The organism is Priestia sp. P1_B12_1 (assembly GCF_056406695.1).
The window spans coordinates 536,184-548,521 of the sequence record NZ_JBFTZR010000003.1 but is presented as its reverse complement, the minus strand read 5'-3'; the positions used below and the strand labels follow the sequence as shown (position 1 = coordinate 548,521).

The following is a 12,338-nucleotide window of genomic DNA, read 5'->3' as shown; positions in this document are numbered from 1 at the left end:
TATACTTTATAGCTTCCGCTTGAAATGAGCGTTCAACTGACCTTGAAGCATTTGGTTTTTTACTTCTTTCATTTTTCTCGCTTCATCTTTTTTGGCCAGTTCTGTGCGTATTTCACTCGTTTGAACTCCTTCTTCTATGCGATCGGCAATATCCATTAATCGTTCGACGTCTGAAAACGAATATTTCCGGATACCCGTATTGGTTCGGTCCGGAAAGAGCAGGCTTCTTTTCTCGTAGTAGCGAATTTGCCTTTCTGATAAACCGGTTAATTCTTTTACAATCCCAATAGACATGACTTTTTTATCTCGATATGACGCTTCATTCGTAGACAATCTCCCTCACCCCTGAGTACGTAGTAGTATGTTATTATTATAAAGGAAAAAAATACAAAAATTTATAACATGTAATACATTCTAACATATATATGTTATATTTTTGAATTACTATGTGAGAAAAAGTGACATAAATAATGAAATAGGGAAAAGAGTCCTATAAACTAATGATTAACTCGATCCCAAGTGGTTAACCATACAGGATAAAGCCTTGTGGTTAATCACTTGCTTTCAAAATGATGAATAGAAAATAAATGTGAGAATATACATAAATTCTAAAAGGGAAGGGCGTTTTAAATGGCTGTGCAACAATTGAAAAAAGAAGAGATTATTGAGCTGGCAAAAGAAATTATTGAACTTGATTTGAAAAGAGATGAAAAATTTGAAGAGTTGACAGAGTTAGCCGGAAATCGTGCATATGAAATTTTGCGCAGAGTACAAAATGCCTGTTTATAAGTAATAAAAAAATCCCGCTCTAGGCGGGATTTTTAATTGGACTGCTGTTCAAGATTAAATAATTCTTGTTTCATCTGAGCGTGGTCGAGGTTTTCCCCTATAAAGACAAGAGTGGTGGGCAGCTTCATCATTTCTTTCATATATAGAGGCATGCCGTATGAATATTGAAACGAATACGTATCATCCGAATGAGTAAAGCGCATATAGCCTTTAATACGATAGATGGTATCTGGCATTTGGCGCAGCCAATTTTCAAATAATTCAAGATCCACTTTTTTTGTAAACTCATATACAAATGTTTTCAAATGAAGATGATCTTCAACATGAGCCTTCTCGTGCGGCTGTTTTTGAGACAGCTGAGCTTTTTGAATCAGGTCAAGCTTCACGCGGGAAAATGTCGTTAATAATGTTATTGCACGAGCGTTAATTGATTGAACCTCAAAAAGCAGGGAAGACTTTTCCGCCTCAGACAGCATGTCCGTTTTATTTAATAAAATTACATCCCCATGTTTTACTTGTTCTTGAAGAAGTTTTTGAAGTTGAATGCTTAAGGACCCACGTTCTTTCCACCTTGTTGCATCGAGTGTGGTGATAATACTTTTAATCGTGACTTGATGCGCAAAAAGAGGAGACATACAGGCATCCAACACTTCAATGGGATGTGCAACTCCGGTTGTTTCTATATAGATAGCATCCAATGTGTTCTCCTGTAGAAGTGAATGAAGCTGAGTTTCAAATTGACCTTGAATAGTACAGCACACGCAGCCGTTTAGCAATTCTTTTAACGGCGTGTCTTTTTCTACTTCATTTGAGTCAATCGAAACTTGGCCAAGCTCATTCATCACAACAGCAATGTTGCGATTACGATCTTTTTCTTGCTGAAGCAGCTGTTTAAGTAACGTTGTTTTTCCACTGCCTAAAAATCCAGATAAAATGTAGATTTCTGTTTTCATTTCAGTCTCTCCTATGTAAATAACATTGTTTAAATCGAAATTTTTCCGATTACAGATTGGTAAATAGTATATCCAAGAGGGGATAAATATCTAAGAGTAAATTTTTATGCTTTTTTGTATTCATTATAACAACTTTAAAAGCGCTATGGCTATCTTTTGTAAAAAACTCAAAATACACAATGAAATAAGAATATTATAAAATTTCAAACTAGCTGTGCTACAATAAAGGAAAAAGAAAAAGGGGAGCAAAAGTTATGCGAATATTAGTTTTAGGCGCAGGCGGCGTTGGAGGTTACTTTGGAGGCAGGCTTGTGGAAAAAGGAGAGGATGTGACTTTCCTTGTCAGAGATCGCCGAAAAAAAGAGCTGGAACAAAATGGACTTGTTATCAAGAGCATACACGGTGACTTCACTTCACCTGTACAAGCTATTACAAAATCTGAGATGAAAGAGCCTTATGATGTTATTTTGTTTACAACTAAGGCTTATCATCTTAAACAAGCAATTGAGGATGTGCGTCCTTTTATAGGGAATCAGACAGTTGTCGTACCATTGTTAAACGGTATGGCTCACATGGGTCCTTTACAAGAAGCTTTTGGGGAAGAAAAAGTCATTGGGGGACTGTGCTTTATTGAGACGACGTTAAACAAAGATGGAGATGTCGTCCAGACGAGTCCTGCTCACAGACTTGTATTTGGTGAATTTAAGCAGAAGGAAACAGAAAGATTACAACTGATTGAGCAAGCGTTCAGTGGTACAAAAGCTTCGTTTGTAAAAAGTTCATATATTGAACAGGATATGTGGCATAAGTATTTATTTATTACGGTTATGTCAGGCATGACCACTCTTATGCGCGCACCTGTTGGCCCAGTGCTAGCGGCAAAAGGAGGGCGTCAATTCGTACAAGAGCTTTTTAAAGAAGTTGAAAATATTATGATGGCATACGATGCACCATTAGCTGAAGGGATTATTGAACAGCATATGAATACGATGGACAAAATGACGTATGACATGAAGTCATCGATGCAGCGTGATATGGAAAAAAGTTCTCAAATTGAAGGAGACCACCTTCAAGGATATTTGCTGACATTAGCTGAAAAATCGTCTATACAAGTACCCCTTCTTCAAACTGTGTATACGCATCTAAAAGTGTATGAAGAAATGTTAAAAGGTTATCAAAAATAATGACAGCAAAAATCGATTTAGCAGTCATGCAGGTACTGCGGAAGCTGCTAAGTACAGCAGAAATAGGACAATTGCCTTCCGCTCCCGGCATTTATTTTTTCTTCGATAAACCCGGCAGGCTTTTATATATCGGAACAACGACGGGCTCTCTATTAGAAAGAGTAAGAGCTCACGTTGCAGGAAAAGGCGTTAGCAACACAAAAAAATTTCACAAAGAGATTTATACTGTTGGATATATTGAAGTTCATGGATTAAAAAAAGAATTGGATATGCTAAGAACGATGCTTGTAAATGGTTATTTTCCAAAATACAATAAACAAGATGTAAAAAGAGAAAATGAATACGACATTTACACCGTTCACGGTAGAAGCCTCAGGGATACAGGAGTTGATAAGAAAAAAGCCTCCAAGCGAAAAACGGTGCTAAAGCCAACGTTAAAAGAGATAGAGATTCGTCAAGAAAACAGCGATATTACATATGCACGAGTCGCAAATATGAATGCTGAAGATCGAGTGAAAAAATTGTGGTCTTGTCAAGAAGCAGGAGCGCAGCTACATCTTCCGGAGTCGAAAGTGTTAGCAATAAGTGACCGGCTCTTAAAAGAGCAGTATACATTTCAGCGAGATATGAAAAAGAATATGATGTTTACGATGCGGGATTTAGTTGTTATTCAAGTGTTGTTAAATTTAAATCCGACCCATGATTTGAAAAAACGAGAAATAAAGGAAGCCATCAGTTTAGTGCGTAAATTTGGCATAGAAGAAGCTCTTCGCATCTCTGAAAAATTACTCAAAACGTAATAAAATCCATGATCATTGTGATCATGGATTTTATCATTTATCATTCACACTTAAGCTAATTCGTCAATAACTTTTGGTAGAGCCATAATGGAAATAACGCAAAGTGAACTGACAACTTGATGCATTTCAAAAATGGCAATGATGAATAACATCAGTGATATATATAATTGAAGGCCTTTTAATCCCCATGGCTTGCGATCGAAAAAAAAGTCGCTAAGTACAAATACAAAGAAAATGAGCGAACTGAACAAAATAATCATGGATGTAGACATGGAACGATCATAAGCAATGATAAATAACAAAGCGAGAAGCGACACAACAGATATAACTTTTAATGTTTTAATCATCGTGTTTTTATTCACTTTTTTCACCTTCATTTGTAGGATTGATCTTTCATCCTCATTTTATAGGATAGTCAAAAGTTCTAAAAGTCAAACGAATAAATCATAACAACAATTTAACATCTTTATACTACATTTACATTGAGAGAAAAAAATGGGCGTGTTTTGAGCTTTGTGCCCTTCATTGACGCGTGCAAAGAACAAGTGCTATAGTATGTTTGCTCTAAAAGCGAAAGGAGCAAAGTTTTCAAAGGACGTGACTATGTGAACGAAACACTATTAGTAATTGATGGATTTAATTTATTAAGCCGCTGTTATTTTGCTACTTCTTATGGCAGAGATGAAGCAGCGTTGACAAGAAACAGTAAGGGCCAATTTACGAATGCCCTGAGAGTAACGATTCAAAAAATGCATGCATTGATTCACCAATATGAGCCAACCCATATTTTCGTCGCTTGGGATGTTAAGCGCGAGGATACAAAACGTAAAGATACATACGCCCTATATAAGCAAACAAGAGCAGAGCTGCCTGAGCCGCTGATTCAGCAGTACGAAACGTTAAAGCAGTTTTTTGACACCGTCGGGATTTATCAAATGTCATTGTCTTCTTATGAAGCAGATGATTTAATCGGCGCACTGGCAAATAAGTGGAGCAAAGAAAAGCAAAGCCCAGGATATATTTACAGCAACGACCGAGACTTGCTTCAGCTCCTAGATCAACATATTTCACAAATTATTGCTAAAAAGCAGGTGGGAGATCTTGTTTATGGCTTTAAGCACTTTCAAGAAGAATACAATATTCATCCTCGTCAATGGGTGGACGTAAAAGCATTGCTTGGTGACAAATCTGACAATATTCCGGGCGTTCCTGGTGTAGGAGAAAAAGCCGCACTGCCTCTTATTCAACAATATGGCTCTATCCATGAAATTTATGCACAAATTGAACAATTAGATCCAGCTTTTAATCGGTACAAAAAAAAGCTGGTCGAAGGAAAAGAACTAGGTATGCTTAGTCGTGAACTTGCTGAGATTATTATAGACATTCAAGAAATCAGCATGTTGAATTGGAAAGAATTAACATTTATGTATGATTATGAACGATGGAATAAAGAAATTCAAAGTCTAGAACTAAACATTAGGATTCGCTCATGATTTTTAGTACAATACAATTTATGAACATGAGAAAGGAGTAACAAGCGTGCAACCAATTCATAAAGAAACAGTCCAAAAAAAAATACAAACATTTTTAAATAAAGACGTATATGTACACCTTGAAACGACAAACGGTGCATATGCTTCACACGTAAATGAAAAAGTAATGACAGTTGGGGCTTTTATTCGCAATGGTAAAGTCACTATTTCAAACGGAAAGATAACTGGAGAAGGTCCTTATCGTGTAGGTCTTCAAATTGACTTAGGATGGATTTATGCAGAGGGATTAACAGATTGGGAAATTGATGAAGAAGGTCGACTTCTTCTAGCTGGGCATGACTTTGAAGGTCGTTTAGCAGTTGCCCTTCAATTAAGTGAACATCCGTTTTCATAACAGAAAAGAGAGGAGAATAGAACATGGAAGAAAGATTATTAATTGTATTTCCGCATCCTGACGATGAAGCATATGGAGCAGCAGGAATGATCACGCAAGCGAGACAAAAAGGAACTCCCGTTACATATGCCTGTATTACGCTAGGTGAAATGGGACGAAATATGGGTAGACCGCTGTTTGCTAACCGTGAAACTTTACCCCAAATCCGAAAAAAAGAACTTTTAGATTTAGCGAACGTTTTAGATATTCAAGACTTGCGTATGCTAGGGCTTCGTGATAAAACGCTGGAATTTCTTGATATTGATGTTTTTGCAGATAAAATTGAAGAAATCATTAACGATGTAAAGCCGACTCACATTTTAACGCATTACCCTGGCTTTGCGGTACACCCTGATCATAATGCTACAGGAGCAGCTACGATTCAAGCGGTAAAACGTATGCCAAAAGAAAAGCGTCCGGTTGTTTGGTGTCATGCGTTTTCGAAAGATCGTATTGAACATATTGGAGAACCAGATGTTATTTTTGATGTAACAGCGATGAAAGATAAAAAAATTGAAGCGTTAAAAGCCCATCGTTCTCAAACAGAAGGAATGATGAACGCAATTGACTTCGACCGCTTATCTGACTATCCGCAAATGGAACGTTTATTAACTAGAGAAGAATTCTGGACATATAACTGGGAGTAACAGATGAAAAAACAGCGAATTTTATTTATTGGAGCAGGACGAATGGCTGAAGCTGTAGCGGCTGGTTTGGTTACGAGCAGCGCTGACAGTATTGAGGCAGTGGTGATGTCAAACAACGGAGACATTGAGCGGTTACAGCGTGTTGAAAAAACGTACGGCGTACAAACGACACAAAATTGGCGCCAAGAAGTTGACAATTCGGATGTTATTATTTTAGCGATGCCTCCTGAGGCCCATCCCTCCGTGCTCAAGGAACTTTCGACTCATTTAAATCAACAATTTGTCGTAACGTTAGCGGCAGGGATTGGTCCGAGTTACTTAGAAAATCATCTTCCGCAGGATACGCCTGTCGCTTGGATTATGCCAAATACAGCTGCTATGATTGGACAATCGATGTCACTGTATACACTTGGAACTTTTGCCACAAAAGAGCATAAAGAAGTGCTTCACATGATTTTAAAAGGAATTGGTGAAGCGCATGAGTGTTCAGAGAAAGAAGTACATGAGCTAACGGCTGTAACTGGCAGTGCACCTGCGTTTTTATATTATTTTGCAGAATCGTTAATTGATGCAACTACTGCTTACGGTGTAGGCGAAAAAACAGCCAAAGATTTAGTTATTCAAATGATGTATGGCTCTGTACAAATGCTGCATGAAACCAAAGATCCTGCGTCTTTAAGAGAGCAAGTAACAACTCCAGGCGGCGCTACTGCCGAAGGGTTAAAAGTGATGAAAGAACAGGACTTCTCTTTAATAATGAAACAGGCAATTGAAGCAACGAATAAAAAAGCAATGGGTGGAAGTTAAAAAACTCGTACAACCATATGTTAGCTGAAAAATCCGAACTATAGTTCAGCATTCTTTCATTAGAATGTTGAATCAGTTCGGATTTTTTAATGAATAAACTTCCTTAACATACATTCCTCTTTGGAACTGTTTTTTCTCTATGTCCCAAACTTTTTTAGTCATCAACAAACCGCTTTTTCATATCAGAAGTTGGGAGCATGCAGTGCTGCTGTTTGCCAAACCACTTATATCGGTTGCGAGCGATCCAGTTGTATACTATATCTCGAATAGGTGCAGGAATGATAATGAAAGCATATAAAAATTTAACGGGTCCATCTAAGCGCTTAGCGATTTTTAAAGCAGCCGTTGATTTTACATATCTTTGTTTTCCATGAATATATACAATGCTGTCTAATTGCTCAGGAAGTAAGCCGTGAGAGGCTAGCTGCTGCTTTCCGAAATCTGATTGAAGAGAAGCGAAAGAAAACAAAGCTTGTTCATCATGTTTAATAATATATTGAACACTGCTATTACATAAATTACATATACCATCAAAAAGAATTAAATGTTTCATTGGACGATTTCGCTCCTATTCCATAAAAAAAGTATAATTACTTGTTATTTTTGAAAAATAAAGGTACGTTTAAAAGATGTGAAAGTGATCCAAATTCAAAGGTAATTCGATTATATAATAAGGACTCATAAGAGTTAAAGGAGAAGGGTATGAAAGAGCAAAACGACGTTGTCTTATACAATAGAATAAAAGAACGAGACAAAAAAGCCCTTGAACTGCTGTATGACAAGTATGAGCGAATTCTTTATTCGTTTATATACCGGTTAACAAATAGCTCTGATATTGCTGAAGAAGCTGTTCAAGAAGTATTTATTAAGCTGTGGAGAGGAAAAGGAGTTTACAGCGATGAAAAAGGGAAGTTTTCATCATGGCTGTTTACGATTACAAGAAACACCGCGATTGATATTGTAAGAAAAAGAAAAAACGATCCTATTTTCTCAGAAGAAATTTTTGATTTTATTGAAGATGATCATCCTCAGATTGACGAGCAGCTTCAGTGGAAAGAAGAACAGGAGAGAGTACGGCACGCCGTATCAAAATTGTCTGAAGACCAAAAAAAGATTATTCAATCCGTTTATTTTAAGGGATTAACGCAGCAAAAAGTAGCAGAAGAGCAGCAAATCCCATTAGGAACAGTAAAGGGTAGGGTGCGATTAGCGTTGCGGAAATTAAAAACATATTTAGGTACTGATGCAGAAGGGAGAGCTGATTCATGAGTATGTGCAATAAACTAATTGATTACTATAATGATCAGTTGACTTCCCATGAGAAAAAAGAGTTTGAAATGCACTTAAAAAACTGTCAAAGCTGTCAAGAAGAACTAAGAGAGCTGGAGGAAGTTCTTGGAGATCTAACGTATTTGACACCAGAACAATCTCCTCCGCCAGAAATGAAACAGCGAATACTTGCGAACGTATTTGAAGAAGATCAAGATGAGACAAAGAGAGAACCAATCGCTTTAAAAAGTGAAAAACAACATGCTGCGTCTAAGAAATCAAATAAAAAGTCCATCATTATTGGATTAGCTGCGGCACTTCTTTTATCCCTTGCAGGAAACAGCTACTTTCTGTTGAAAGATGGAGACAAAGGCAAACAAGAGCCAAATGTTTCGGTTGCTCCTCAAAACGAACCTCTTACATCTGAAAAAACAATGAAGCTGCAGGCAGAGCCGAACGTTTCTGGCGAAGCAACAGCATCTCTTACGAAAAAAGGTGGAAATTTAAATGTGGTTATTCAAGCGAATAACTTGAAAAACGTAAAGGGGAATGAAGTCTATCAGGTGTGGCTCATAAAAGGTGATAAGCCTCATCCGGCAGGTGCTTTTGTAACAGATAAAAATGGAAACGGGACAGTGGTCTATACGATGAGCCAAAAAGAACAGACTGAAAAGTGGGATGTTATGGCGATTACTTTAGAACCGAACGCGAATAATAAGACGCCAAAAGGAAACATTGTGTTAAGTTCAGCGCTCTAACAAAAACCCTTCTGCTAACAGAAGGGTTTTTGTTACGTGCAGTTAATCATCTTCAAATTGTATGGCAATGGTTTGGTCATTTTCTATCTTATTCAGTCGAATTTCCAATAATCCATTTTTGTACTTAGCGCGAACTGGTTCGTCTGTGTAGTGAAAAGGAAGTTTGACCGTGCGAGAAAATACGCCTGTATGGCGCTCGTTGAGCTTTAACTTTTGTTTAGAAGCTTCATAAGCATAAGGAACGTTCCCTTCAACTGTTAATATATTTGCGTCCAACTTGATTTGAATGTCGTTAGTTGAATGCAGTCCAGGAACCTCAACGACGATAATGCCTTCTTTATCGGTTTCATATAAGTCGACGTTTGGAAATCGCTTTGGTAAGATGTGATTTAAATCGCTCCAAAAGTGATTTCCAAGCATATCTTCTACCTTATGCTGAATCGAACCCCAATCAATCTCTTCATATTTTTTACTCAAAGGAACCCCTCCTTATATTCACGTAAATTCCTTCTATATATATGAAAAAAAGAAAATTCAATGCCTGCTTACAAAGAATGAGAAAAACGCGTAAATAAGTGAAAAAATGTGAGAAAAAAAAGAGATTTTGAGTGAAAAAGAAGGATTATGTAGAATAAAAAAAGTATAATTACGTATAGAGCTTTCTATTTTCCTGAATGAAAGCAAGTATGTGAAGGAGGAAGTTGAGATGAGAGAAAAGCGTACATCCAGTGGTTTTCTATTAAAACAACGTGCTTTCTTAAAATTATATATGATTACGATGACAGAACAGGAGCGTCTGTATGGCCTTCGGTTATTAGATGTGTTGAGAGATGAATTTCGCCCTTTTGGGTTCAAACCTAATCATTCTGAAGTATACAAAGCCCTTCATGACTTGATTGAAGACGGTGTCCTCAAACAGGTGAAGCGTAAAAAAGAAGGAATGAAGCTTCAAGAAGTGGTTTATTATACATTTACAAATGAGGGAGAAGAGAAAGCTAAACTATATAAAAAACAATTAAAAGTAGAGCTGGAGCGGTGTGAAGCTATGATTCAAAAAGCTATTCGTGACAACTTCGGGTCCAAATGAACGTGTCTTTAGTTAGAAAAGACACGTTTTTTCTATAGCTGATTTTGTCGTCTTATGTCGGAATAAAAGTTATAAAATGGGTACAAAGTAGTGTAAAAGATGGATATATAGTTATATTATGGATAAAATACACACTTTTAACATATATGGATGAATTCGATTTTAAAGATTATGTACTATTCATAAATAGTGTACGAATTGATATGATACAAAGTGTATATAAATCTATTTAATGCGTTATTTGCCATATTTTAAGAACTTATAAACCGTTATCAGACCATCATTGAAGCATTTTGGTTTTAGCAACTCTGACGAATTTGACTAGATTTGTATCGAGAAGATATTATTTGTTTACTATGAAAGGAATGGATTTTATGAAGTCTACAGGAATTGTAAGAAAAGTAGATGAATTGGGTCGCGTAGTAATTCCTATTGAATTGCGCCGCATTTTAAATATCAACACAGGTGATCCAGTAGAAATATATGTTGATGAAGATATTATTATTTTACAAAAGTATAGCCCGTATGGTGCTTGCTTAGTAACTGGGGAAATTACGCGCGAAAACTTAACCTTTGGGAATGGAAACGTTGTGTTAAGTAAAAAAGGTGCGGAACAGCTTTTACAAGAGTTAGAGCGTACCTTAAATAAATAAGAAGTTTTAGGCCTTAGTATAAGGAAGAGTATCAATCCATTTTTAAACAAAAAAAGAACGTTCTTTTGAGAACGTTCTTTTTTTGTTTAAGCCGTTCGAGAAGATTTATTCTCCTCTAGCAGCTGCTTTTTTTGTATTTTTATCAAACGATACGCAAGTCCTGTTGCTCCTGCAGCAAGCCCCGCAATTAGTCCAATCCAATAGCCAAACGCCTGCAAATCGGTGTATTTTGCTAAAACAATGCCTAAAGGTAGACCAATTACCCAATAAGATACCAAGGACATTAAAAAGGTAACATTTACATCCTTATATCCTCGCAGAGCGCCTTGAATAGGAGCTTGAAGAGCATCAGAAAGCTGAAAGAAAATTGCATAAATCAAAAAATGAGAAGTTAATGCGAGTACCTCTGCATCTTTTGTATATAAAGATGCTACTGATTCTCGAAGAGTAAATAAAAGACCTGCGCAAACAAAAGCCATGCCCACAGCGATAGTTACACCGATCCTGCTATAGCTTCGTGCATCTTGATGACGCTTAGCGCCCGCTTCAAATCCAACAACAATCGTTAAAGCCATAGAAATACTCAGCGGAATCATATAGAGAAATGAGGCAAAATTAATAGCTGCTTGGTGAGAAGCGATTGTAATGGTATTATACGAGCTCATAAACAGCGTGACGGCTGAAAAAATACTTGTTTCGAAAAAGACCGAAAAACCGATAGGTAAACCAATTTTTAATATTTCTTTCCAAGTAGAAAAAGAGATACGGTGAAATCTCTTAAATAAACTGAAGTTAGAAAAAGGTTCTTTTTTATGAATAATTACAATGGATACAATGAGTATGCACCAATACGTAACGGCAGTTGCATAACCGGAGCCTACTCCACCCAAGTGTGGGAAGCCCAGCTTACCGAAGATTAATACATAGTTTAAAGCTACATTAACCGGAAGCCCTAAAATGGTGATAAGCATAGACGTACGAGTTTGCCCTAAAGCATCAATAAAGTTTCGTAAAACCGTATAAATAAAAAGCGGAATAATACCAAAAGATAAAGCAATTAAATACTGTTTGGCAATGCGCATTACGTTTGCTTCTAAATTCATCCCTTTTAAAATAGGATCAACAACAAAAAAGCCGATTAAAATAATAACAACGGCCATTAAAATGGAGACATAAAGCCCTTGAATGACGGAGAACGGAACTTTTTTCTTTTGATTAGCTCCGACAAGCTGTGCAACAATTGGCGTAATAGACATTAAAATTCCGCTTAGCCCTGTAAAAACAGGGACCCATAAGCTTGAACCAATCGCTACCCCTGCCAAGTCGTCTGCACTTACCCTTCCTGACATCATCGTATCAAAAAAAGTCATTGAAAACATTCCAAACTGGGTGACCAATATCGGAAATAAAATAAAAATGAACTGCTTAACTTTTTGAGACGTTGAAAACATTTGTTGCATTAAAA

The 12,338-nt window shown here is 36.8% G+C and carries 17 protein-coding genes; 11 read left to right on the top strand and 6 right to left on the bottom strand.

Annotation, left to right across the window (positions count from 1 at the left end):
• Positions 1–6: 6 nt before the first annotated feature.
• The gene (locus AC1D0Y_RS13805) at positions 7–333 is read right to left on the bottom strand and encodes a MerR family transcriptional regulator (protein ID WP_013082852.1); all 327 of its coding nucleotides are present in this window, start codon (positions 331–333) and stop codon (positions 7–9) included.
• A 297-nt stretch (positions 334–630) separates the two neighbouring features.
• On the opposite strand from AC1D0Y_RS13805, the gene AC1D0Y_RS13800 reads away from it, so the two are divergent.
• Entirely contained in the window at positions 631–789 is a 159-nt protein-coding gene (locus tag AC1D0Y_RS13800; RefSeq protein WP_013056708.1) for a hypothetical protein, read from the top strand.
• 32 nt (positions 790–821) lie between these two features.
• Here the strand turns inward: AC1D0Y_RS13800 and AC1D0Y_RS13795 are convergent, their stop codons facing one another.
• A complete protein-coding gene (locus tag AC1D0Y_RS13795) occupies positions 822–1,742 on the bottom strand; it encodes a CobW family GTP-binding protein (RefSeq protein ID WP_098249895.1) in 921 nt (306 codons plus the stop codon).
• 254 nt (positions 1,743–1,996) lie between these two features.
• On the opposite strand from AC1D0Y_RS13795, the gene panE reads away from it, so the two are divergent.
• Together panE and AC1D0Y_RS13785 are read left to right on the top strand one after the other, a co-directional pair.
• Positions 1,997–2,926: a 2-dehydropantoate 2-reductase gene (panE, locus tag AC1D0Y_RS13790; RefSeq protein WP_098432679.1), complete on the top strand. Its 930-nt coding sequence runs from the start codon at positions 1,997–1,999 to the stop codon at positions 2,924–2,926.
• Positions 2,926–3,726, top strand: a complete 801-nt coding sequence (locus AC1D0Y_RS13785) for a GIY-YIG nuclease family protein (RefSeq protein ID WP_477707701.1) — start codon at positions 2,926–2,928, stop codon at positions 3,724–3,726. The genes panE and AC1D0Y_RS13785 overlap by 1 nt, the downstream gene beginning before the upstream one ends.
• Before the next feature lie 50 nt (positions 3,727–3,776).
• Here the strand turns inward: AC1D0Y_RS13785 and AC1D0Y_RS13780 are convergent, their stop codons facing one another.
• On the bottom strand, positions 3,777–4,088 hold the full coding sequence (locus AC1D0Y_RS13780; protein ID WP_016763842.1) for a hypothetical protein: 312 nt from the start codon (positions 4,086–4,088) through the stop codon (positions 3,777–3,779).
• A 243-nt stretch (positions 4,089–4,331) separates the two neighbouring features.
• Here AC1D0Y_RS13780 and AC1D0Y_RS13775 point away from each other — a divergent pair, with 243 nt between their 5' ends.
• Genes AC1D0Y_RS13775 through proC form a run of 4 tightly spaced genes read left to right on the top strand, consistent with a single transcriptional unit; the run spans position 4,332 to position 7,106 of the window.
• On the top strand, positions 4,332–5,219 hold the full coding sequence (locus AC1D0Y_RS13775; protein ID WP_028408786.1) for a 5'-3' exonuclease: 888 nt from the start codon (positions 4,332–4,334) through the stop codon (positions 5,217–5,219).
• 46 nt (positions 5,220–5,265) lie between these two features.
• On the top strand, positions 5,266–5,613 hold the full coding sequence (locus AC1D0Y_RS13770) for a YojF family protein (RefSeq protein WP_013056714.1): 348 nt from the start codon (positions 5,266–5,268) through the stop codon (positions 5,611–5,613).
• A gap of 23 nt (positions 5,614–5,636) precedes the next feature.
• A complete protein-coding gene (gene bshB2, locus AC1D0Y_RS13765) occupies positions 5,637–6,299 on the top strand; it encodes a bacillithiol biosynthesis deacetylase BshB2 (RefSeq protein WP_028408785.1) in 663 nt (220 codons plus the stop codon).
• A 3-nt stretch (positions 6,300–6,302) separates the two neighbouring features.
• On the top strand, positions 6,303–7,106 hold the full coding sequence (proC, locus tag AC1D0Y_RS13760) for a pyrroline-5-carboxylate reductase (RefSeq protein WP_477707700.1): 804 nt from the start codon (positions 6,303–6,305) through the stop codon (positions 7,104–7,106).
• Positions 7,107–7,260: 154 nt separating this feature from the next.
• Here the strand turns inward: proC and AC1D0Y_RS13755 are convergent, their stop codons facing one another.
• On the bottom strand, positions 7,261–7,659 hold the full coding sequence (locus AC1D0Y_RS13755; RefSeq protein WP_028408783.1) for a thiol-disulfide oxidoreductase DCC family protein: 399 nt from the start codon (positions 7,657–7,659) through the stop codon (positions 7,261–7,263).
• A gap of 149 nt (positions 7,660–7,808) precedes the next feature.
• Here AC1D0Y_RS13755 and AC1D0Y_RS13750 point away from each other — a divergent pair, with 149 nt between their 5' ends.
• A complete protein-coding gene (locus AC1D0Y_RS13750) occupies positions 7,809–8,375 on the top strand; it encodes an RNA polymerase sigma factor (RefSeq protein ID WP_060747410.1) in 567 nt (188 codons plus the stop codon).
• The gene (locus AC1D0Y_RS13745; RefSeq protein ID WP_028408782.1) at positions 8,372–9,133 is read left to right on the top strand and encodes an anti-sigma factor; all 762 of its coding nucleotides are present in this window, start codon (positions 8,372–8,374) and stop codon (positions 9,131–9,133) included. The genes AC1D0Y_RS13750 and AC1D0Y_RS13745 overlap by 4 nt, the downstream gene beginning before the upstream one ends.
• Before the next feature lie 42 nt (positions 9,134–9,175).
• On the opposite strand, the gene AC1D0Y_RS13740 is transcribed toward AC1D0Y_RS13745, so the two are convergent.
• Positions 9,176–9,610 carry an Hsp20/alpha crystallin family protein gene (locus tag AC1D0Y_RS13740; protein ID WP_013082862.1) on the bottom strand — a complete coding sequence of 145 codons (435 nt, stop codon included), beginning with the start codon at positions 9,608–9,610 and terminating at the stop codon, positions 9,176–9,178.
• Positions 9,611–9,839: 229 nt separating this feature from the next.
• On the opposite strand from AC1D0Y_RS13740, the gene AC1D0Y_RS13735 reads away from it, so the two are divergent.
• On the top strand, positions 9,840–10,220 hold the full coding sequence (locus AC1D0Y_RS13735; RefSeq protein WP_013056721.1) for a replication termination protein: 381 nt from the start codon (positions 9,840–9,842) through the stop codon (positions 10,218–10,220).
• 374 nt (positions 10,221–10,594) lie between these two features.
• Positions 10,595–10,873 carry an AbrB/MazE/SpoVT family DNA-binding domain-containing protein gene (locus AC1D0Y_RS13730; protein ID WP_025752053.1) on the top strand — a complete coding sequence of 93 codons (279 nt, stop codon included), beginning with the start codon at positions 10,595–10,597 and terminating at the stop codon, positions 10,871–10,873.
• 86 nt (positions 10,874–10,959) lie between these two features.
• Here AC1D0Y_RS13730 and AC1D0Y_RS13725 read toward each other — a convergent pair whose 3' ends face one another.
• Complete coding sequence (locus AC1D0Y_RS13725) at positions 10,960–12,333, bottom strand: MATE family efflux transporter (RefSeq protein WP_098432682.1); 1,374 nt, start codon at positions 12,331–12,333, stop codon at positions 10,960–10,962.
• Positions 12,334–12,338: the final 5 nt, after the last annotated feature.

What these genes read in the sequence shown, in the direction of transcription:
- AC1D0Y_RS13730 (WP_025752053.1), top strand. Translation starts at nt 10,595, where the DNA reads ATGAAGTCTACAGGAATTGTAAGAAAAGTAGATGAATTGGGTCGCGTA.
- AC1D0Y_RS13725 (WP_098432682.1), bottom strand. Translation starts at nt 12,333, where the DNA reads ATGCAACAAATGTTTTCAACGTCTCAAAAAGTTAAGCAGTTCATTTTT.
- AC1D0Y_RS13800 (WP_013056708.1), top strand. Translation starts at nt 631, where the DNA reads ATGGCTGTGCAACAATTGAAAAAAGAAGAGATTATTGAGCTGGCAAAA.
- AC1D0Y_RS13785 (WP_477707701.1), top strand. Translation starts at nt 2,926, where the DNA reads ATGACAGCAAAAATCGATTTAGCAGTCATGCAGGTACTGCGGAAGCTG.
- AC1D0Y_RS13795 (WP_098249895.1), bottom strand. Translation starts at nt 1,742, where the DNA reads ATGAAAACAGAAATCTACATTTTATCTGGATTTTTAGGCAGTGGAAAA.
- bshB2 (WP_028408785.1), top strand. Translation starts at nt 5,637, where the DNA reads ATGGAAGAAAGATTATTAATTGTATTTCCGCATCCTGACGATGAAGCA.
- panE (WP_098432679.1), top strand. Translation starts at nt 1,997, where the DNA reads ATGCGAATATTAGTTTTAGGCGCAGGCGGCGTTGGAGGTTACTTTGGA.
- AC1D0Y_RS13750 (WP_060747410.1), top strand. Translation starts at nt 7,809, where the DNA reads ATGAAAGAGCAAAACGACGTTGTCTTATACAATAGAATAAAAGAACGA.
- proC (WP_477707700.1), top strand. Translation starts at nt 6,303, where the DNA reads ATGAAAAAACAGCGAATTTTATTTATTGGAGCAGGACGAATGGCTGAA.
- AC1D0Y_RS13745 (WP_028408782.1), top strand. Translation starts at nt 8,372, where the DNA reads ATGAGTATGTGCAATAAACTAATTGATTACTATAATGATCAGTTGACT.
- AC1D0Y_RS13735 (WP_013056721.1), top strand. Translation starts at nt 9,840, where the DNA reads ATGAGAGAAAAGCGTACATCCAGTGGTTTTCTATTAAAACAACGTGCT.
- AC1D0Y_RS13755 (WP_028408783.1), bottom strand. Translation starts at nt 7,659, where the DNA reads ATGAAACATTTAATTCTTTTTGATGGTATATGTAATTTATGTAATAGC.